Consider the following 19,992-nt stretch of genomic DNA (forward strand, 5'->3'; position numbering starts at 1 on the left):
CCCGCGGCTCCCACCTGGTGGACGGGCCTGCGTCGTGGTCCCGGCCGCCCTACGTTCGCTGGAAAACCGTCGCCAGCAGGGAGAACGAGCGCTATGGCCTGGTCCTTCGAGACCCAGCAGGTGCACGCGGGCGCCTCGCCCGACCCGACCACAGGGGCCCGCGCCACGCCGATCTACCAGACCACCTCGTTCGCCTTCCGCGACAGCGCCCACGGCGCCGCCCTGTTCAGCCTCGCCGAACCCGGCAACATCTACACCCGCATCAACAACCCCACCCAGGACGTCCTCGAGCAGCGCGTCGCCGCCCTGGAGGGCGGGATCGCCGCCGTCGCGTTCGCGTCCGGGCAGGCCGCCGAGACGGCCACGATCCTCAACCTCGCGCGCTCGGGCGACCACCTCGTCTCCAGCGCCTCCCTCTACGGCGGCACCTACAACCTGCTCCACCACACCCTGCCCAAGCTCGGCATCACCACCACCTTCGTCGACGACCCCGACGACCTCGACGCCTGGCGCGCCGCGATCCGGCCGAACACCAAGCTGCTCTTCGCCGAGACCCTCGCCAACCCGCGCAGCAACGTCCTCGACATCACCGCCGTCGCCGACGTCGCGCACGCCGCGGGCGTCCCGCTGGTCGTCGACAACACCGTTCCCACGCCCTACCTGCTGCGCCCCCTGGAGCACGGCGCGGACATCGTGCTGCACTCCGCCACCAAGTTCCTCGGCGGCCACGGCACCGCCGTCGCGGGCGTCGTCGTGGACGGCGGCAGGTTCGACTTCGGCGACGCCGCCAGGTTCCCCGACTTCAGCGAACCCGACCCCAGCTACCACGGCCTGCGGTACTGGCCCGCGCTCGGGCACGGCGCCTTCGCCGCCAAGCTGCGCGTGCAGGGCCTGCGCGACACCGGGGCCGCCATCGCGCCGCTCACCAGCTTCCTGGTCCTGCAGGGCATCGAGACGCTCTCGCTGCGCATGGAGCGGCACGTGGCCAACGCGCAGGCCATCGCCGAGTGGCTCGACGGGCGCGACGAGGTCGAGCGGGTGCACTACGCGGGGCTGCCCTCCAGCCCGTGGCACGCGCTCGCCCGGCGGTACCTCCCGGCGGGCGCGGGCGCGATCGTCTCGTTCGAGCTGGCGGGCGGGGTCGACGCGGGGCGGGCGTTCGTGGACGGGCTGGAGCTGTTCAGCCAGCTCGCCAACATCGGCGACGTGCGCAGCCTGGTCATCCACCCGGCGTCCACCACGCACAGCCAGCTCACCGCCGAGCAGCAGGTCACCAGCGGCGTCACGCCGGGGCTGGTGCGGCTGTCGGTGGGCGTCGAGGCGGTCTCGGACCTGCAGGCCGACCTGGAGGCCGGGTTCCGGGCGGCGAAGTCCGCGCGGTGACGGGGTGGCGCGACGGCGATCCGGCCGGGAACCGGCGGTGGTACCGGGGTGTGCTGCCGGGACTGCGGTTCCGGCTCGCCTACGAGACCTGGGGCGCGCTGGACGAGGACCGGTCCAACGCGGTGCTCGTGCTGCACGCCCTCACCGGTGACAGCCACGTCGCCGGACCCGAGGGCCCCGGCCACCCGACCTCGGGCTGGTGGGACGCCCTGGTGGGTCCTGGCCGGGCGCTGGACACCGACCGGTGGTTCGTCGTCGCGCCCAACGCGCTGGGCGGCTGCCAGGGCAGCACCGGGCCGTGGGACACCGCGCCGGACGGCAGGCCGTGGGGCGACCGGTTCCCCGCCATCGGCATCCGGGACCAGGTGGCCGCCGAGCTGGGGCTGGCCGACGCGCTCGGCATCGCCTCGTGGGCGGCGGTCGTCGGCGGGTCCATGGGCGGGATGCGGGCGCTGGAGTGGGCGGTGACCGCGCCGGACATGGTGCGGTCGCTGCTGGTGCTCGCCGCGCCCGCCGCGTCCGCCGCCGACCAGATCGCGCTCGCCTCGGCGCAGCTGCACGCCCTGCGGCTGCACCCGGAGGAGGGGATGGCGGTGGCCAGGCGGATCGCCCACCACGGGTACCGCACCGCCGCCGAGCTCAACGCCCGGTTCGGGCGGGGCGTGCAGGGGGACGGGCGGTTCGCCGTCGAGTCCTACCTGGACCACCAGGCGGACAAGCTGGCCAGGAGGTTCGACCCCGGCAGCTACCGGGTGCTGACCGAGGCGATGAACGGCCACGACGTGGGCCGGGGGCGGGGCGGGGTGCGCGCGGCGCTGAGCGCGGTGACCGCGCGCACCCTCGTCGCCGGGATCGACACCGACCGGCTCTACCCGCTGGAGCAGCAGCGCGAGCTGGCCGAGGCGATCCCCGCAGCGGGCGACCTGCGCGTCGTGGCCTCGCCGTACGGCCACGACGGGTTCCTCGTGGAGGAGGAGCAGGTCGCCGCGCTGCTGGGGGAACTGCTGCGGGTCAGAAGCCCGCGGTGATGCGGGTGAACTCCAGGTCGGCCTGCGAGATGCCCGAGCAGCTGGCCGACACCTGGCCGTCGCAGCCGCCTCGGTCCCGGTTGACCGCCCAGAACGCGAGGCGGCCGAGGCCGTTGTTCTTCGACCAGTCGCGGATCTTGGTCCAGTCCGCGGCGGTGGTCAGCTCCTTCTGGTCGGACAGGCCGTTCATGCCCGAGATGCCGATGTGCTCGTAGGCGTCGGCGTCGCTGTACCCGAAGGTCGACTTCACCTTGTTCTTCAGCCCGGTGGCCGCGCTGATGGTGTCGGTCGCGATGTTGGAGCTGCCGAAGTCGAACGGCATGATCGTGAAGACGTCGATCTTGGCGTCCAGCGCGCCCGCCCGCTCGATGAGGCGGTTGCCCCAGAAGTTCGGGCCGGTGGTGCCGGTGCCGAACGTGACGATGGTCTGCACGTTCGGGTTCTTCTGCTTGACGATCTTCAGCGCGGACAGCACGCGGTCCTGCACGACCTCGTTCTCGAACTCGTCGGAGTTCTCGATGTCGATGTCGATCGCCTTGAGCTGGTAGGCGTCGATGACCTTCTGGTACGCGCCCGCCAGCGCCTCGGGGGTCGAGCAGTTCGGGCCGAGCTTGTTGCCGCTCCAGCCGCCGAACGACGGCACGATGTCACCGCCAGCCGCGCGGATCGCCTTGATCGTGGTCTCGTCCACGCCGCCGGTCAGCGGCCGGGTGCCGTCCCAGGACGGGTTGCAGCCGCCCGAGGACAGGATGAACGCCATCGTGAACCACTTGACGCCGGTCTGCTGCATCACGGTGGTCGCGGACTGCGGGTTGCCCCAGCCCAGGAACAGGTACGGGGCACCGCGCCCGCCCGCCGGGGACGGCTGCGGGTCCGGGCTCGGCTCGGGGTCCGGCGTCGGCTCGGGCGAGGGCTCCGGGGTGGTGCCCGCCTTCTTCGCCGTCTTCGCGGTCAGCGCCGCGCTCTTGGCCGAGGCGTTGCCCGCCGCGTCCCGCGCCACGACGCTGAACTGGTACGAGGTGTCGGCGGTCAGGCCGGACACGGTCGCGGTGGGGCTCGCGACGGTGGTGGCCTTGTCGCCGCCCTTGTAGACGTCGTACGCGACCACGCCGACGTCGTCGGTCGACGCGTTCCAGGCCAGCGTGACCGAGTCCGCCGTGGTGGCGGTGGCCTTCAGGCCGCCGGGGACGCTCGGCGCGGCCTTGTCACCGGGGTTGCCGGTGCCGGTGCCCGCGCAGGGGTTGCCGTTGATCGTGCAGTTCGTCGGGGCGCCGCCGCCCGCGCCGATGAAGCCGAACGCCACCGAGGAGCCCGCGCCGACCGCCGCGTTCCAGTCCCGGTTGGTCGCCGTGTAGCGGTCGCCGTTCCGGGTGACCTGCGCGTCCCAGAAGGAGCCGACCGTGGTGCCCGAGGGCAGGTCGAACTCGATCTTCCAGTTGTTCGAGGCCGACGACCCGCTGTTGGCGACGGTGAACTTCGCCTCGAAGCCGCTGCCCCAGTCCTGGGTCTTGGCGAAGGTCGCCGTCAGGTTGGTCGCCGCGCTCGCGGACGGGATCAGCGCGTAGGAACCCGCCGCGAGAGCCGCGACGGCGAGCAGCACGCCCGTTCTGGTTTTCATGTTCCGCTTTTCTCCTCGGCGCGTTTATGAGCAGGGAATCACGCCCGCGGAGAAGAATGGACCTCGATAGCGCGCGCCGTCAAGGAAATGCGCATTTTTAAATTGACTTTAAATCTTCCTTTTGTGTTCCACATCATTCTCGCGCCGGGCGGGGCGGCGTTTCGGGCGCCGCTCACTCCTCCAGCGAGGTCGCGATCCAGTCCGACACTGGGAGGTCGCGGGTCTGGCACTCCAGCGCCAGCTTCACCGTCCAGCGCAGCGCCTGGAGCACCACCGTGGCCAGCTCCTGCGGCGCGCCGTTCGCCAGCGCGATCTCGATCTGCTCGGCGGCGGCCTCCTGGTCGCCGTGCACCTCGGCGAGCAGCGCGCGGATCGCCGTGCGCACCGGCGGGTCCGCGTCGTCGATCGGCACCTCCTGGCCCGCCTCGTCGAACACCTGCATCTTCACCGGCGTCGCCCCGCCCGAGCCCAGCGCCGACACCATTCCGCTGCACTCGGAGAACAGCAGCAGCACCAGCTCCCTGATGTCCTCGTCGCCCTCGGGCGACCCGCTCAGGTAGCCGGTGACGAGGTCGACCGCCACAGCGTCCTCGCCCACCTTTGTGGCGGCCAGGGCCTCCCCGGCCACGGCGTGCAGGCGCGCCCAGCGATCCGGATCTTGCTGCGGGTGCATTCGGCCAGCTTCCGTCGGGGTCCGCGGTCAGGAGTAATGCCTACCCCGTGCGCTTCGGGTGTCGCAACGCCTTGCCCGAGGAGCGGGCGGGTGATACCCCGGTACGACGCTCTCCGGAGCGATGTGCCGGGCCCGTCGGGGCACCTAGCATCGCCGGGTGATCCGCTCCGCGTTCCGCGCCCTGCTCCAGGTGCTCCTCCTGCCGGACCGGACGCGGGTCCCGGTCGGGCGGCTGCGCGGCCCGCTGCGGGCGCTGCTGCTGATCGGCGCCTTCGCGCTGGCCACCGTGAGCAGCTCGGACTACACCACCCACCAGGAACCGGACGGCTGGTGGGTGGTCCTGTTCGCGGCCGCGGTGATCCCGATCGCCCTGCTCTGCTTCTCCTCGCCGCTGGCCGCCTGGCGGGCCTCGCTGGTCGGGATCGTCGCGGTCCGGCTGGTCACCGGATCGGGGCCGGAGATCCTCGGCGTCGGCGAGTGGCTGTGGTTCCCGCTGCCGATGATCGCCGTCGGGCTGGTCTTCGCCCGGCCGGTGGTGCTCGCGGTGGCCTTCGTCACGGCGCTGGTGCTGGCCGCGCTGGCGCTCTCGGTCAACGACGACTTCGGCGGCCACTACCCGGCCACGGTGCTGGTCCTGCTGCTGCTCCTGCTCGCCGCCTACGCCGTCGGCGGGCGCGGGCGGGCCGAGCGGCGCTTCCACGCGGAGCGGGACGAGAAGGCCGCGCTGGTCGAGCGGGCCCGCATCGCGCGGGAGATGCACGACGTGGTCGCCCACCACATGTCCCTGGTGGTGGTGCGCTGCGAGACCGCGCCCTACCGGCTGCCGGGGCTGCCCGAGGCGGCGGCCGGGGAGTTCGCCGAGCTGGGCGAGGTGGCCCGCGCCGCCATCACCGACATGCAGCGGCTGCTCGGCGTGCTGCGCGCCGAGGGGCAGCACGCCGACCTGGCCCCGCAGCCGGGGCTCGCCGACATCGCCGACCTGGTCCCCGGCGCGCGGGTGGTGGGCGCGCGGGTGCCGGAGGCGGTCGGGCTGACGGCGTACCGGGTGGTGCAGGAGGCGCTGACCAACGCCCGGCGGCACGCGCCGGGGTGCGAGGTGGACGTGCGGGTGGCGCTGCGGCGCGGCGCGCTCGTGGTGCGGGTGCGCAACACCGGGGGTGGGGCGTCGCTGGGCGGGGGGAGCGGGTTGGGGCTGGTGGGGATGCGGGAGCGGGTCGCGGTGCACGGGGGGACGGTGGACGCGGGGCCGTCGGGCGACGGGGGGTTCGAGGTGCTGGCGCGGATTCCGGTGGGGGAGGGGCGGTGAGCGGCGGGCCGGTGGGCGGCGGGCAGGCGGGCGGTGCGGTGGGGGACGGCGCGGGGGAGCGTGGCGCGGTGGTGAGCGGGGTGGCGGTGATCCGGGTGCTGGTGGTCGACGACCAGGAGATGGTGCGGGAGGGGTTCTCGGCGCTGCTCGACGCCCAGCCCGACATCACCGTCGTCGGCGCGGCCGGGGACGGGGCCGAGGGGGTGGCCAAGGTGCGCGCGCTGCGGCCGGACGTGGTGCTGATGGACGTGCGGATGCCCGGCGTGGACGGCATCGAGGCCACCGGGATGCTCGTCGACGACCCGGCCCGCGTGCTCGTGCTGACCACCTTCGACCTGGACGACTACGTGTACGAGGCGCTGCGCGCCGGGGCCAGCGGGTTCCTGCTCAAGCACGCGCCCGCCCGCGAGCTGCTGGACGCGGTGCGGGTGGTCGCGCGCGGCGACGCGCTGCTCGCGCCGTCCATCACCAAGCGGCTGATCGAGGACTTCGTGCGGGCCAGGCCCGCGCGGGCGGTGCGGCCACCGGCGCTGACGGCGCTGACCGACCGGGAGACCGAGGTGCTGCTGATGGTCGCGCGCGGGCTGTCCAACGCCGAGATCGCGCGCGGGCTGAACGTGGCCGAGCAGACCGTCAAGACGCACGTGAGCCGGGTGCTGATGAAGCTCGGGCTGCGCGACCGCGCCCAGGCGGTGATCGCGGCCTACGAGTCGGGGCTGGTGGTACCGGGGTAGCCCGACTCCGGGGTGACGATCCGGGGCCCGTCACCTCCCTAGCTTCGCCGCCATGGGGAAGTCGATCGCGGCGCTGGCCGCGTTGCTGGTGCTGGTCGCGCCGGGTGGCGGGGGTCGCCCGGTGCACCGGGTGGAGGTGCTCGGGGACCTGGCGTCCGCCGCGCACGTGGCGGTGGTGGTGCCCGGTTCGGACGTGGACGAGCGCCGCTTCGAGGGCACGGTGGGCGCGATGGCCCGCGCCGTGCGGGCCGAGGCGGACCGGCCGGACCTGGCGGTCGTGGCCTGGCTCGGGTACGAGACGCCGTCAGGGGTGGGCGTGGACGCCGCGTCGGGCAGGCTGGCTCGCACCGGGGCCCGCGCGCTGGCCGACTACGCCATCACCCTGCCCGGCCGGGTCCACCTGCTGTGCCACAGCTACGGCACCGTCGTGTGCGGCCTCGCCGCGCGGGAGCTGGCCGAGCGGGGCGTCCCGGTCGCCGACGTGGCGCTCACCGGCAGCCCCGGCGTGCGGGCGGGTGCGGCGGCGGAGCTGGGCGCGGGCACGCGGGTGTGGGCGGCCAGGGCGGACGGCGACTGGATCGGCCGGGTGCCGAACGCGCGGCTGCTCGACCTCGGCCACGGCCCCGACCCCGCCGACCCGGCCTTCGGCGCGCGGCCGTTCCCGACCGGCGGCGTCACCGGGCACGACGGGTACTACGCGCCGGGGACCGGGTCCCTGCGCGCCCTCGCCCGCATCGCGGTGGGGGAGCGGCCGTGAGCGCGACCCCGCGCCGCGCGGCGGGGCGGAACGACCGACCGCCGCGCGCCGAGTCCGCGCCCCGGCCCGGCTCGTGCGGCTGCTCCGCCCGGCCCGGCGCCGAGCGGCGGTGCGGGACTGGGGACTGCCGCACCGCGACCCCGTCCCCCGGCCCGGCCGGCGCGAACCAGCGCACCGGCTCCGTGCTGCCGCCCTCGGGTGGGCAGGCGGTCCCGCGTCCTGGCACGGCCGGTTCGGCTCCGCCTCCTGGCCGCGTGCTGCCGCCCTCGACCGGGCAAGTGCCGTCGTTCCTCGACCCGGCCGGTGCGGGTCCACGTCCCGGCTCCGTGCTGCCGCCCTCGACCGGGCAGGGACCCCCGTCCCCCGGTCGGGCTGGCGCGATCCCGCGTCCCGGCCCAGCGTTGCCGCCCCCGAGTGGGCAGGCACCCCCGTGCCCAGGCCTGGCCGGTGCTGCCCCGCGTCCCGGCCCCGCGCTGCCGCCCCCGATCGGGCAGGCGCCCCCGTCCACCGGCCCGGCCGGTGCGGGTCCGCGTCCCGCCCCCGTGCCGCAGCCCCCGCCCACCGACCAGGCAGGTGGTCCCGTGACCCGCGACCCGTTCGTCGACGCAGTCCGCGCCATCGCGATCACCGGCGTGGTGCTCGGCCACTGGCTGGTGACCGCGCTGGTGCTCACCGAGCACGGCGTGGTGCTGGACAGCCCGCTGCGCTGGATGCCCGAGCTCGCCCCGGTGACCTGGGTGCTCCAGACCCTGGGGCTGTTCTTCTTCGCTGGCGGGTTCGCCGCCGCCCGCTCGCGGGTGCCCTGGTGGGCTCGGGCGCGTCGGGTGCTGCCGTCGGTCGGCGCGCTGCTCGGGGTGTGGGCGCTGGTCCTGCTGGGGCTGTCGCTGCGCGGGCTGCCGCAGGAGACCGTGCTGGTCGTCGGGTGGCTGGTGGTGGGGCCGCTGTGGTTCCTCGGCGTGCACCTGGCGCTGCTGGCCTGCACGCCGCTGCTGCGCCGCCTCGGCGCGCCGGGGCTCCTCGTCACCGTGCTGCTCTCCGCGCTCGACCTCGGCTGGATCAACGTGCTGCTGGTGTGGAGCGCGCCGTGGCAGCTCGGGCTGCTGCTGCGCGGCGGCCCCACCACGAAGCCCGACCCGCGCGCCTGGCGGCTTCGGGGAGCTGCCCTGCTGGTCGGCGGCGCGACCGCGTTCGCCCTGCTGGTCCGGTTCGGCGGCTACCCGGCCAGCGCGGTCGGGGTCACCGGCGGCGAGTCGTCCAACCTCTTCCCGCCCTCACCGGCCGCGCTGGCGCTGGCCTTCGCGCAGATCGGCCTCGTGCTGCTGGTCCGCCCGAGGTTCCCGGCCAGGTGGATCAACGACCGGGCGCTGCCGATCTACCTCGCCCACCAGAGCGCGCTGCTCGCCATCGCCCTGGTGGGCGCGGTGCTCGGACCCGTCCCCGGCCTGCTGACCGAGCCCGGCTCACCGTCATGGGTGGTGCAGCGCCTCGCGTGGCTGCCAGTGCTCTGGTGCGCGCTGCTGGTCCTGCTTCGCGGCGCAGGCCAGCAGCGCCACCACGATCGTCGCGCCGTGCAGCGCGAGCACCGAGCTGGTCGGCTCCAGCGCCAGCATCGGCGGGACGCAGGCCAGGGCGGTCAGCAGCCACGGGCGGCGGTCGTGGCAGGCGCCGGAGCGGGCCACGTGCACCAGGTACCAGCCCAGGAGCAGGTGGATGAGGTTCTGCAGCGCGTCGACCTGGAGCCCGCCGAGGCTGCCCGCCTGCCCGGCGAAGCCGGTCACCACGAACCCGACCACGCCCAGCGCGCCGTAGCCGACGCCGAGGGTGACCGCGAGCCTGGTGCGGTGCGTCTCCCTGGTCCGGCACAGCGGGAGGGCCTGGTGGCGCTCGAAGCGGTGGAACGCCCGCAGCAGCGGCAGCAGGAGCAGCACGAGCAGCGCGGGCCAGCGGGGACCGCCGGAGGTGAGCAGCCAGGTGACCGCGCTGCTCGGGGAGTCCAGCAGGCCCAGTGAGCCGACGACGGCGGCCAGCGCGGTCAGGTAGCCCAGGTACAGGGTCATGGGGGTGGTGCGCGCGAAGTGCACCACCCGCCACGGCGTGCCGCCCGCCAGCCACGCGGTCGCCCGCTCGCGCAGCAGCATCACCAGGCACAGCTGGCCCAGCGCCAGCACCAGCAGGAGCACGGTGGGCGAGCCGGAGCCCTCGTCGCCGGGCAGCGCGACCGCCGTGCCCGCGTAGCCGCCCAGCACCAGCAGCGCGCCCAGCGCGGGCACGGACACCAGGGCCAGGCCCGCGTAGGCGGCCCGGCGGACCCTGGCCAGCGAGCCGTCCGCGTAGCAGAAGCCGAGCTGCTGGAGCAGCAGCGCGCCCAGCACCAGGTTGGCGTAGCCGCCGGTGCGCCACTCGTGGGCGACCCGGACCGCGTCCACCGCCGTCATCAGGGCGACCAGCGCGAACGGGGTGAGCAGGCGGGCCCTGCGGTGCAGCGCGGCCATGAGCGGGGTGGCGGCGACCGCGACCAGGTAGACGCCGACGAACCACAGCGGCTGGGCGATCAGCCTGCCGAACAGCTCGACGCCGTCCTCGGGCACGTCCAGCAGTTGCAGCGGCAGCGGCAGGACCAGCCAGGCCAGCACGAACGCCAGCACCGGGCGCAGCAGCCAGGTCAGGCGGCCGGTCAGGTAGCGGCCGTACCCGCCGTGGTCGGCGCGCACGGCCTGCCAGGCCAGCAGGTTGGCGTGGCCGCCCGCGAAGAAGAACACCGGGACGGCCTGGAGCACCCAGGCGGCCACCCACAGCCACTGGGCGCCGAAACCGGCCCAGCGGGAGAGGGTGAGCAGGGACTGGCCCGCGACGACCAGGGCGAGGCTGGCCAGGCGCAGGAAGGTGGCGTACCGGTCGGGGCTCGCCGGGAGCGGCGCCGGGTGGGCGGGCGCGGGCTCGGGGGCGTCGGCCCTGCGGCGGGCGCGGGCGCCGGGGACGCGCGCCAGCAGCAGCAGCACGACGACGGCGCTGCCGAAGCCCCAGGCGAGCACCGGCTCGTGGCCGGGCGCGCTCCAGCGCTGCCGCCACGAGTTGAACTCCAGGCCCGCCGCGTACACCGAGGCCACCGCGTGGCACTGCGACTCGGAGCCGCGCGGGTTGGCCCGGCAGCGGTCGTGCATGTCCAGTTCCAGGCGGGTGTCCAGCTCGCGGCGCGCGGCCTGCGGGAGGGGCTGGCCCTTGATCTCCGCGTAGCGCAGCAGGTCGTAGCCGAGGTCGTGGGACTTGCAGGACAGGTCGAAGTCCCAGGTCGTGGCGCCCGCCGGGCCGGAGCAGTCGCCGGACGGGTCCGCCGCGCGCAGCGTGCCGTCGTCGGCGCGGACCGCGCTCGGGCTGCGGCCCATCACCGCGTTGAAGTCGGCCGGGAACGCCGTCAGCGGGTCCACCCCGCTCGGGTGGCGCAGCGCGTCCACGGCCGCCGCGGCGACCGCGCCGTCCCCGGTCAGCGGCGCGTCCTTGGCCGCGGTGGCCGGGCGCGACGCGACCACACCGCAGACGAGGACCGCCAGGGTGACCAGGACGAAGCGGGACCAGGCGGGCAACCGGGCGAACAGGTCGAGCCCCGACCGGCCCCGCGCGGGGCGTTCGGCTGCTGCGCTCATTGGGCGGAGAGATTACGGAACGAAAACGACGAGGCCAAGGGGTCGCTTCGGGTGAACCCCGGATTCGTTGTGCGCGCGAAGGGTCGGAACGGGATCACCACGGTGCGCGGACCTCCTCGTTTGCCGTGCGCGAACCACGCCCGAAAGGGTTCGGACGCGCGCTGACCTGCACAGGAGCCCGTACCGCGCGGGGCGTGCGCACCCAGGGTGAACTATTCGGTCACCGGGTGGAACGGCAGGCGCGGGCGGGAACTTGAGAACATTGGCACACCGGGGATCGGCGTGGGAATCGACCCCTGCGACAAGCCGTTCACCAGTCGTCATCGCGGAGAGTGCGCATTGATCAGGTGAGGGTGAAGGCCATTGTCAGGGTTAACGGCGCGCGGTCCCGGAAAAGGGCGGGAGTTCGGGCGGGCGGGCCTGCGCGGGGGCGGTTCAGGCGGCCGGGTCGGTCCGCAGCACGCCGGACGAGGTGATCGACGCCAGCGCCATGCGGGTCAGCAGGGCGGCCATCTGCTCGCGGTCGAGGTGCGCGCTGTGCGGGGTCGAGTTGATCAGGCCGAAGACCGCGTGCGCGGCGGCCCGCGCGGTCGGCTCGTCCACCCCGCGCACGCCGTCCTGGATGACCCGCACCCACACCTCGACGTAGCCGCGCTGGAGCGCCCGCACCCGCCTGCGGTCCGGGTCGGTGAGGTTGGCCAGGTTGCGGATGTGCACCGTGATCAGCGCCGGGTCGTCCAGCGCGAAGTCCACGTGCCAGCCGACCAGCGCGCGCAGCGCGGTCTCCGGGTCGGCGGCGGCCTCCACCCTGGCCCGGCCGCCGTCGAGCAGGCGTTCGCTGATCGCGGTCAGCATCTCGCCGAGCATCGCGTCCTTGCTGCGGAAGTGCCGGTAGAGGGCGGGCCCGGAGATGCCGACCGCGGCGCCGATGTCGTCGATCCCCACGCCGTGGAAACCGTGGCGGGCGAACAGCTCGGCCGCCGCCGAGAGGATCTGCTCGCGTCGGGTCTGCTTCGCCGTCCCGGTCGGGTTCACGGCGTCATCCTAATCGAGCGCGCGGACGTGGGTAAACGTTCGTTAACGGAGTTGTTCGCCACTTGGGAACCGGAAAAGGCGATATCCGCGCGGGAAACCGATCGCGACTCGCATTACTCGTGGGTAACACCGGTCGGTAACCCCGGACCCCCGAACCGGGGGTGATCTTGGCTGGTCGCGCCGCGCGGGCGGCCCCGGCCGAGGTCAGCCGCGCGCCGGGTGCCCCGAAAGGGCTTCGGGTTCACCCGATGCCCCCTGGTGTGGCATTGCCGGAATCGCCGGGGTGGTGGACGGTTGGCGTTAACCGTCGCTAACATCGGACGAGGTTAACGACCGCTAACCGCGAGGGGAGTCCATGGCAGCCCCCGTCCTGCGCAGCACCGCCGACCGGGCGTCCGACGCGTTCCGGCGCGGCGTCGAGGCGCACACCGCGCTGACCGCCGACCTGCGCGCCCGGCTCGCCGCCGCCGCGACCGGCGGCCCCGAGAAGGCCCGCGCCCGGCACGTCGAGCGGGGCAAGCTGCTGCCGCGCGACCGGGTCGACGCGCTGCTCGACCCCGGCTCCCCGTTCCTGGAGCTGTCCCCGCTCGCCGCGAACGGCCTGTACGACGACGAGGCCCCCGGCGCGGGCGTCGTCACCGGCGTCGGCCGCGTCGAGGGCCGCGAGTGCGTGGTCGTCGCCAACGACGCCACCGTCAAGGGCGGCACCTACTACCCGCTGACCGTCAAGAAGCACCTGCGCGCCCAGGAGGTGGCGCTGCACAACCACCTGCCGTGCGCCTACCTGGTCGACTCCGGCGGCGCGTTCCTGCCCCGCCAGGACGAGGTGTTCCCCGACCGCGAGCACTTCGGCCGGATCTTCTTCAACCAGGCCACGATGTCCGCGCGCGGCATCCCGCAGATCGCCGCCGTCCTCGGCTCCTGCACGGCGGGCGGCGCGTACGTGCCCGCCATGAGCGACGAGGCGGTGATCGTCCGGGGCCAGGGCACGATCTTCCTGGGTGGCCCGCCGCTGGTGAAGGCCGCCACCGGCGAGGTCGTCACCGCCGAGGAGCTCGGCGGCGGCGAGCTGCACTCGCGGGTCTCCGGCGTCACCGACCACCTCGCCGAGGACGACGCGCACGCGCTCGCGATCGTCCGCTCCATCGTCGGCACGCTCGGCCCGCGCGCCCCCCGCCCGTGGGAGGTCGCGCCCACCGAGGAGCCCGCGCACGACCCGGCCGACCTGTACGGGGTCGTCCCGGTGGACAGCCGCACCCCGTACGACGTGCGCGAGGTCATCGCCAGGGTGGTCGACGGCAGCCGGTTCCAGGAGTTCAAGCGCGAGTACGGGCAGACCCTGGTCACCGGGTTCGCCCGCGTCCACGGCCACCCCGTCGGGATCGTGGCCAACAACGGCGTCCTGTTCGGCGAGTCCGCGCTCAAGGGCGCGCACTTCATCCAGCTGTGCGACCAGCGCGGCGTGCCGCTGGTGTTCCTGCAGAACATCAGCGGGTTCATGGTCGGCCGCGAGTACGAGGCGGGCGGCATCGCCAAGCACGGCGCGAAGATGGTCACCGCCGTGGCCTGCGCCCGCGTCCCGAAGTTCACCGTCGTCATCGGCGGCTCGTTCGGCGCGGGCAACTACTCGATGTGCGGGCGGGCCTACTCGCCCCGCTTCCTGTGGATGTGGCCCAACGCGCGCATCTCCGTCATGGGCGGCGAGCAGGCCGCGTCCGTGCTCGCCACCGTCCGGCGCGACCAGCGGCCCGACTGGTCGGCCGAGGACGAGGAGGCCTTCAAGGCCCCGATCCGCGCCCAGTACGAGGACCAGGGCAACCCCTACTACTCGACCGCCCGGCTGTGGGACGACGGCGTGATCGACCCGCTGGACACCCGCGCCGTGCTCGGCCTGGCGCTGTCCGCGGCGGCGAACGCCCCGCTCGACCCCGTCGGCTACGGCGTCTTCCGGATGTGATGCGCGTGTTCGACACCGTCCTGGTCGCCAACCGAGGCGAGATCGCCGTCCGGGTCGTCCGGGCGCTGCGCCGCGCGGGCATCCGGTCCGTCGCGGTGTTCAGCGACGCCGACGCGGACGCGCTGCACGTGCGGCTGGCCGACACCGCCGTGCGCATCGGGCCCGCCGCCGCCCGCGAGAGCTACCTCGACGCCGGGCGGATCGTCGCCGCCGCGCTGGAGACCGGCGCGCGGGCCGTGCACCCCGGCTACGGGTTCCTCGCCGAGAACGCCGGGTTCGCCCGCGCCTGCGCCGAGGCGGGCCTGGTGTTCATCGGGCCGCCGGTCCGGGCCATCGAGGTGATGGGCGACAAGATCCAGGCCAAGCTGACCGCCGCCGCCGCGGGCGTCCCGGTGGTGCCGGGGCGCGCCGAACCCGGCATGGGGGACGACGAGCTGGTCGCCGCCGCCACCGAGATCGGGTTCCCGGTGCTGGTCAAGCCCTCCGCCGGTGGTGGCGGCAAGGGGATGCGGCTGGTCCGCGAGGCCGCCGGGCTGCGCGAGGCGGTCGAGTCCGCCCGGCGCGAGGCGCGCGCGTCCTTCGGGGACGACGCGCTGCTCGTCGAGCGGTACGTGACCGACCCCCGGCACGTCGAGATCCAGGTGCTCGCCGACGCGCACGGCACGACCGTGCACCTGGGCGAGCGCGAGTGCAGCCTCCAGCGCAGGCACCAGAAGGTGATCGAGGAAGCCCCGTCGCCGCTGCTCGACGCCGCCGCGCGCGAGGCCATGGGGCGCTCGGCGGTGCTGGCCGCCGAGTCGGTCGGCTACGTCGGCGCGGGCACCGTCGAGTTCATCGTCGACGGCGCGACCGGCGAGCACTTCTTCCTGGAGATGAACACCCGGCTCCAGGTCGAGCACCCGGTCACCGAGCTGGTCACCGGCGTCGACCTGGTCGAGCAGCAGCTGCGGGTCGCCGCCGGGGAACCGCTCGGGTTCACCTCGGTCGAGCTGCGCGGGCACGCCGTGGAGGCGCGGGTGTACGCCGAGGACCCGGCGCGCGGGTTCCTGCCCACCGGCGGGCGGGTGCTGCTGCTGCGCGAGCCGGACGGGGTCCGGGTGGACTCGGCGCTGCGCGAGGGGCTGGTGGTCGGCAGCGACTACGACCCCATGCTGGCCAAGGTGATCGCGCACGGCGCCACCCGCGCCGAGGCGCTGCGCAGGCTCGACGCCGCGCTGTCGCGCACCGCCGTGCTCGGGGTGACCACGAACGTGCCGTTCCTGCGGGCGCTGCTGGCCCACCCGGACGTGCGCGCCGGGCGGCTGGACACCGGGCTGGTGGAGCGCTCGCTCGACGCGCTGGTGCCCGGCGGGACGCCGGACGACGTGCTCGTCGCGGCGGGCTGCGACCGGTTCCTCGCGCTGGGCGGCGACGACCCGTGGGAGCGGCTCACCGGCTGGCGGGTCGGCGAGCGCGCCTGGGCGCGGTGGGTGCTCGACGGCGCCGAGGTGCGGGTGCGCGGCGTCGTGCCCGACGTGGAGGTGCGCGTCGGCGACGCCGACCCGGTGCGGGTGACCGCGCGGCGCGAGGGCGACGAGCTGGTCGTCGGCGCGCGCCGGTACGCGGTGGCCCGCGACGGGGACGCGCTGTGGCTCGGCCGCGACGGCGGGGCCTGGCAGGTCGTGGAGACCGCCCCCGACGTGGCCGCCGCGCGCGGGGCCTCGTCCGGCGGACCGGTCACCAGCCCCATGCCGGGGACGGTGCTGCTGGTGCGCGCGGCCGAGGGCGAGGCCGTCGTCGCCGGGCAGGCGCTGTTCGTGGTCGAGGCGATGAAGATGGAGCACACCGTCACCGCGCCGGTCGACGGGGTGCTCACCGGGGTACGGGTCCGGCCCGGCGACCAGGTCGCGCTGGACGAGCAGTTGGCCGCAGTTCTGCCACCCGAGGAGTGAGGGCGTTGTTGGACTTCCGGCTGGACGAGGAGCACGAGGCGCTGCGCGCCACCGTGGAGCGGTTCGCCCGCGACGAGGTGGCGCCCGTCATCGGCGGGTTCTACGAGCGCGAGGAGTTCCCGTACGACATCGTCGCGAAGATGGGGCGGATGGGCCTGTTCGGGCTGCCCGTCCCCGAGGAGCACGGCGGCATGGGCGGCGACTACTTCGCGCTCTGCCTCGCGCTGGAGGAGCTGGGGCGGGTCGACTCGTCCGTCGCGATCACCCTGGAGGCCGGGGTGTCGCTGGCGGTCATGCCGCTGCTGCGGTTCGGCACCGACGAGCAGAAGGCGCGCTGGCTGCCCGCGCTGGCCGCCGGTGAGGCGCTGGGGGCGTTCGGCCTGACCGAGCCCGGCGGCGGTTCCGACGCGGGCGCGCTGCGCACCACCGCGCGCCTGGAGGACGGCCAGTGGGTGCTCAACGGCACCAAGGCGTTCATCACCAACTCGGGCACCACGATCACGTCCCTGGTGACCGTGGCCGCCGTGACCGGCCGCAAGCCGGACGGCCGCCCGGAGATCTCCACGATCATCGTGCCCGCCGGGACGCCGGGGCTGGCGGTGGGGAGCAAGTACTCCAAGGTCGGGTGGAACGCCTCCGACACGCACGAGCTGTCGTTCCAGGACTGCCGGGTCCCCGAGGCGAACCTGCTCGGCGAGCGCGGGCGCGGGTACGCCCAGTTCCTGCGCACCCTCGACGAGGGCCGGGTGGCGATCGCCGCGCTCGGCGTCGGGCTGGCGCAGGGGTGCGTGGACGAGTGCGTGCGCTACGCCAAGGAGCGCGAGGCGTTCGGCTCGCCGATCGGGCGGTACCAGGCGATCCAGTTCAAGATCGCCGACATGGAGGTGCGGGCGCACACCGCGCGGCTGGCGTACTACCAGGCGGCGTCGAAGATGCTGCGCGGCGAGCCGTTCAAGCGGGAGGCGGCGATCGCGAAGCTCGTGTCGTCCGAGGCGGCGATGGACAACGCGCGCGAGGGGGCGCAGGTGTTCGGCGGGTACGGGTTCATGAACGAGTACCCGGTGGGGCGGTTCTACCGGGACGCGAAGATCCTGGAGATCGGGGAGGGGACGAGCGAGGTGCAGCGGATGCTGATCGCTCGGGAGCTGGGGTTGTAGCGTTCGGCCCGTGACCGAGGACGAGTTCGCGATCCGGTTGACGCGCGACGAGGCGCTGGTGCTCTCCGACTGGCTCCACCGCGCCCTGGGCACGCCGGAGTTCGACGCCCTGGTGGACCGGGACCCCGCCGCGTGGGTTCCGGTGCACCGGATCTCGGGTGCGCTGGAGACCTCGCTGCCCGAGGTCTTCGCGCCCGACTACGACGCCCGGCTGGCCGCCGCGCGCGAGCGGCTGCTGGTCGACCCGGTCGAGCAGCGCAGGCGGTTCCTGGAGCGGGAGTGGGGGCGCGGGCCGGAGGCGGGCGCAGGCCCCGCCTGAGCCGCGGCGCGGTGGTTCGCGCCGCGGCGAGGAGCGGCCGTGACCCCGCTACTCCGGGAACCGCCCGTGCCTGCCCCACCCCTCCGCGAACCGCCGCAACCCCGGCCCCGCGTCCTGCAGCGACACCAGCCCGTGCGCCAGCTCGTTCTCCAGCGCCGCCTCCTCCGCCAGCTCCTCCTGCTCCAGCAGCGACAACCGGTCGTGCCGCAGGCACGTCTGCGGGAACGCCGCGAGCTGCGCCGCCAGCTCCCGCGCCGCCTGGAGCGCCGTCCCGGTCGGCGCCACCCGGTTCACCAGGCCGATCGCCAGCGCCTCCTCCGCGCGCACCGCCCGACCGGTCAGCACCAGGTCCATCGCCCGGCTCGCGCCGATCAGCCTCGGCAGCCGCACCGTTCCGCCGTCCACCAGCGGGATGCCCCACCGCCTGCTGAACACGCCGAACACCGCGCTCCCGTCCGCCACCCGCAGGTCGCACCACAGCGCCAGCTCCAGCCCGCCCGCCACCGCGTGCCCCGACACCGCCGCGATCACCGGCTTCGACAGCCGCAACCGGGTCGGGCCCATCGGGCCGGTGGTGCTGCGCGGGTCGTTGCCCAGGTCGGTGCCGATCGCGCCCAGGTCCGCCCCGGCGCAGAACACCCCGCCCTCGCCGTGCAGCACCGCCACCGCCGCGCCGGGGTCCGCGTCGAACTCGCGGAACACCTCGGCCAGCGTGTGCGCGGTCGGCCCGTCCACCGCGTTGCGCACGCCCGGCCGGTTCAGCAGCACCGTCCACACCGGACCCGAGCGCTCCACCCGCACCGCGCTCACCGCCCCGGCACCGCCCGCTCCACGATCGCCTTCGCGTCCACCCCGGCGGGCAGGGTGCCGAACGCGACGCCCCAGTCGCCCGCCAGCCGGGACGCGCAGAACGCGTCCGCCACCGCCGGGTGGCCGTGCCGCACCAGCAGCGAGCCCTGGAGCACCAGCGCCATCCGCTCCACCAGCCGCCGCGCGCGGGACTCCGGGTCGGGCTCGACCAGCATCGCCTTCAGCTCCCGCACCGCCGCGTCCAGCCGCCGGTCCGCGCCCGCCGCCGCGTCCAGCTCGGCGGTGAACTCGGCCACCGCGTCCGGCTCCCGCGCGAGCGCGCGCAGCACGTCCAGCGCCGCCACGTTGCCCGAGCCCTCCCACACCGACATCAGCGGCGACTCGCGGAACAGCCTCGGCATCCCGGACTCCTCCACGTAACCGTTGCCGCCCAAGCACTCCAGCGCCTCCGCCGCGTGCGCCGGACCGCGCTTGCACACCCAGTACTTGGCCACCGCCAACCCCAGCCGACCGCGCGACCCGGCCAGCCACAGCCCGACGGTGGTCGCCGCCTCCGACTCCACCGCCAGGTCCGCCAGCACCGCGCGCATCACCGGCTGGTCCACCAGCGCCGCCCCGAACGCCCTGCGGTGCGCGGCGTGGTGCGCGGCCTGCACCAGGCCCGCGCGCATCCCGGCCGCCGACCCGAGCACGCAGTCCAGCCGGGTCGCGTTGACCATCTCGATGATCGTGCGCACCCCGCGCCCCGGCTCGCCGACCAGCCAGCCGACCGCGCCGTCGTACTCCAGCTCGGCCGAGGCGTTCGACCGGTTCCCCAGCTTGTCCTTCAAGCGCTGCAAGGAGATCGCGTTGCGCGTCCCGTCCGGCAGCACCCTGGGCAGCAGGAAGCAGGACAGCCCCTCGTCGGCCTGCGCGAGCGTCAGGAACACGTCCGACATGGGCGCCGAGGTGAACCACTTGTGGCCGGTCAGCACGTGGTGGTCGCCCGCGCGGACGGCGCGGGTGGTGTTGGCGCGCACGTCGGAGCCGCCCTGCTTCTCCGTCATGGACATGCCCGCGACCAGCCCGCGCTTGGTCTCCGGCGCCCGCAGGCCGAAGTCGTACTCGGGGGAGGCCAGCAGCGGCTCGAACCGGGCGGCCAGCTCGGGGGAGCGGCGCAGCGCCGGGACGGCGGCGTAGGTCATCGACACCGGGCAGCCGTGCCCGGCCTCGACCTGCGACCAGGTGTGGAACTTCGCCGCGCGGGCCACGTGCGCCCCCGGCCGGTCGTCGCGCCACGGCGCGGCGTGCAGCCCCCGGCCGATCGCGGTGGCCATCAGCTCGTGCCACGCCGGGTGGAACTCGACCTCGTCGACCCGGTGGCCCCAGCGGTCGTGGGTGCGCAGGACCGGCGGGTGCTCGTTGGCGAGCCTGCCCAGCTCCTGGAAGCGCGCGCTGCCCGCGAGGACGCCCAGCTCGCGCAGCTCCGCCTCGGCCCAGCCCGCGCCGCCGAGGCGCAGGGCGGTCAGCAGGGCCGGGTCGTCGGCCACGTCGTGGCCGGTCAGCGGGGGGACCTGGTTGAGCACCTCGTGTGTGACGTGCGCCATGGCGGCGACGTTACTACCGGCGGGTAACTCTGGGAACCGATCGGCAGAGGAGGGCTG

Annotated in this window: 15 protein-coding genes and 1 pseudogene; 10 read left to right on the plus strand and 6 right to left on the minus strand. The window is 74.7% G+C overall.

Annotated elements, in window-relative coordinates:
• Positions 1-93: 93 nt before the first annotated feature.
• Together LV78_RS30090 and metX are read left to right on the plus strand one after the other, a co-directional pair.
• On the plus strand, positions 94-1,383 hold the full coding sequence (locus LV78_RS30090) for a bifunctional o-acetylhomoserine/o-acetylserine sulfhydrylase (RefSeq protein ID WP_253849289.1): 1,290 nt from the start codon (positions 94-96) through the stop codon (positions 1,381-1,383).
• The gene (gene metX, locus LV78_RS30095) at positions 1,380-2,411 is read left to right on the plus strand and encodes a homoserine O-acetyltransferase MetX (protein WP_253849291.1); all 1,032 of its coding nucleotides are present in this window, start codon (positions 1,380-1,382) and stop codon (positions 2,409-2,411) included. Before LV78_RS30090 ends, metX begins: the two co-directional genes overlap by 4 nt.
• On the opposite strand, the gene LV78_RS30100 is transcribed toward metX, so the two are convergent.
• Together LV78_RS30100 and LV78_RS30105 are read right to left on the minus strand one after the other, a co-directional pair.
• On the minus strand, positions 2,395-4,029 hold the full coding sequence (locus LV78_RS30100; protein WP_253849293.1) for a cellulose binding domain-containing protein: 1,635 nt from the start codon (positions 4,027-4,029) through the stop codon (positions 2,395-2,397). The genes metX and LV78_RS30100 overlap by 17 nt on opposite strands.
• A gap of 172 nt (positions 4,030-4,201) precedes the next feature.
• A complete protein-coding gene (locus LV78_RS30105; RefSeq protein ID WP_253849295.1) occupies positions 4,202-4,702 on the minus strand; it encodes a hypothetical protein in 501 nt (166 codons plus the stop codon).
• A gap of 157 nt (positions 4,703-4,859) precedes the next feature.
• Between LV78_RS30105 and LV78_RS30110 the strand changes: the two genes are divergently transcribed.
• The 4 genes and pseudogenes from LV78_RS30110 to LV78_RS42090 form a co-directional block, all read left to right on the plus strand.
• The gene (locus tag LV78_RS30110) at positions 4,860-6,008 is read left to right on the plus strand and encodes a sensor histidine kinase (RefSeq protein WP_253849297.1); all 1,149 of its coding nucleotides are present in this window, start codon (positions 4,860-4,862) and stop codon (positions 6,006-6,008) included.
• 86 nt (positions 6,009-6,094) lie between these two features.
• Positions 6,095-6,742 carry a response regulator gene (locus tag LV78_RS30115; protein ID WP_253849487.1) on the plus strand — a complete coding sequence of 216 codons (648 nt, stop codon included), beginning with the start codon at positions 6,095-6,097 and terminating at the stop codon, positions 6,740-6,742.
• Between the two features lie 52 nt (positions 6,743-6,794).
• The gene (locus LV78_RS30120; RefSeq protein WP_253849299.1) at positions 6,795-7,499 is read left to right on the plus strand and encodes an alpha/beta hydrolase; all 705 of its coding nucleotides are present in this window, start codon (positions 6,795-6,797) and stop codon (positions 7,497-7,499) included.
• Positions 7,500-8,152: 653 nt separating this feature from the next.
• Positions 8,153-8,917 (plus strand): annotated as a pseudogene (locus LV78_RS42090) (acyltransferase family protein); the annotation flags it as partial.
• 48 nt (positions 8,918-8,965) lie between these two features.
• Here LV78_RS42090 and LV78_RS30125 read toward each other — a convergent pair.
• A complete protein-coding gene (locus LV78_RS30125) occupies positions 8,966-11,140 on the minus strand; it encodes a phospholipase A2 (protein ID WP_253849301.1) in 2,175 nt (724 codons plus the stop codon).
• A 435-nt stretch (positions 11,141-11,575) separates the two neighbouring features.
• Positions 11,576-12,175, minus strand: a complete 600-nt coding sequence (locus tag LV78_RS30130; protein WP_253849303.1) for an SACE_7040 family transcriptional regulator — start codon at positions 12,173-12,175, stop codon at positions 11,576-11,578.
• A 355-nt stretch (positions 12,176-12,530) separates the two neighbouring features.
• On the opposite strand from LV78_RS30130, the gene LV78_RS30135 reads away from it, so the two are divergent.
• From LV78_RS30135 to LV78_RS30150, 4 genes are read left to right on the plus strand one after another with little or no spacing between them, the layout of a single operon-like run.
• Positions 12,531-14,132 carry a carboxyl transferase domain-containing protein gene (locus tag LV78_RS30135; protein WP_253849305.1) on the plus strand — a complete coding sequence of 534 codons (1,602 nt, stop codon included), beginning with the start codon at positions 12,531-12,533 and terminating at the stop codon, positions 14,130-14,132.
• Complete coding sequence (locus tag LV78_RS30140; protein ID WP_253849307.1) at positions 14,132-16,063, plus strand: acetyl/propionyl/methylcrotonyl-CoA carboxylase subunit alpha; 1,932 nt, start codon at positions 14,132-14,134, stop codon at positions 16,061-16,063. Before LV78_RS30135 ends, LV78_RS30140 begins: the two co-directional genes overlap by 1 nt.
• 5 nt (positions 16,064-16,068) lie before the next feature.
• Positions 16,069-17,220, plus strand: coding sequence for an acyl-CoA dehydrogenase family protein (locus LV78_RS30145; protein ID WP_253849310.1), 1,152 nt, complete (start codon positions 16,069-16,071; stop codon positions 17,218-17,220).
• A 10-nt stretch (positions 17,221-17,230) separates the two neighbouring features.
• On the plus strand, positions 17,231-17,539 hold the full coding sequence (locus tag LV78_RS30150; protein ID WP_253849312.1) for a hypothetical protein: 309 nt from the start codon (positions 17,231-17,233) through the stop codon (positions 17,537-17,539).
• A gap of 48 nt (positions 17,540-17,587) precedes the next feature.
• On the opposite strand, the gene LV78_RS30155 is transcribed toward LV78_RS30150, so the two are convergent.
• Positions 17,588-18,349, minus strand: coding sequence for a crotonase/enoyl-CoA hydratase family protein (locus LV78_RS30155; protein WP_041837145.1), 762 nt, complete (start codon positions 18,347-18,349; stop codon positions 17,588-17,590).
• Positions 18,346-19,935, minus strand: coding sequence for an acyl-CoA dehydrogenase family protein (locus LV78_RS30160; protein ID WP_253849315.1), 1,590 nt, complete (start codon positions 19,933-19,935; stop codon positions 18,346-18,348). The genes LV78_RS30155 and LV78_RS30160 overlap by 4 nt, the downstream gene beginning before the upstream one ends.
• Between the last annotated feature and the right edge of the window lie 57 nt (positions 19,936-19,992).

The organism is Actinosynnema pretiosum (genome assembly GCF_024171695.1).
Taxonomy (GTDB): domain Bacteria; phylum Actinomycetota; class Actinomycetes; order Mycobacteriales; family Pseudonocardiaceae; genus Actinosynnema; species Actinosynnema pretiosum.

Coding starts and splice junctions, on each gene's coding strand:
- LV78_RS30125 (WP_253849301.1), bottom strand. CDS start 11,140: ATGAGCGCAGCAGCCGAACGCCCCGCGCGGGGCCGGTCGGGGCTCGAC.
- LV78_RS30135 (WP_253849305.1), top strand. CDS start 12,531: ATGGCAGCCCCCGTCCTGCGCAGCACCGCCGACCGGGCGTCCGACGCG.
- LV78_RS30160 (WP_253849315.1), bottom strand. CDS start 19,935: ATGGCGCACGTCACACACGAGGTGCTCAACCAGGTCCCCCCGCTGACC.
- LV78_RS30105 (WP_253849295.1), bottom strand. CDS start 4,702: ATGCACCCGCAGCAAGATCCGGATCGCTGGGCGCGCCTGCACGCCGTG.
- LV78_RS30120 (WP_253849299.1), top strand. CDS start 6,795: ATGGGGAAGTCGATCGCGGCGCTGGCCGCGTTGCTGGTGCTGGTCGCG.
- LV78_RS30100 (WP_253849293.1), bottom strand. CDS start 4,029: ATGAAAACCAGAACGGGCGTGCTGCTCGCCGTCGCGGCTCTCGCGGCG.
- LV78_RS30140 (WP_253849307.1), top strand. CDS start 14,132: ATGCGCGTGTTCGACACCGTCCTGGTCGCCAACCGAGGCGAGATCGCC.
- LV78_RS30090 (WP_253849289.1), top strand. CDS start 94: ATGGCCTGGTCCTTCGAGACCCAGCAGGTGCACGCGGGCGCCTCGCCC.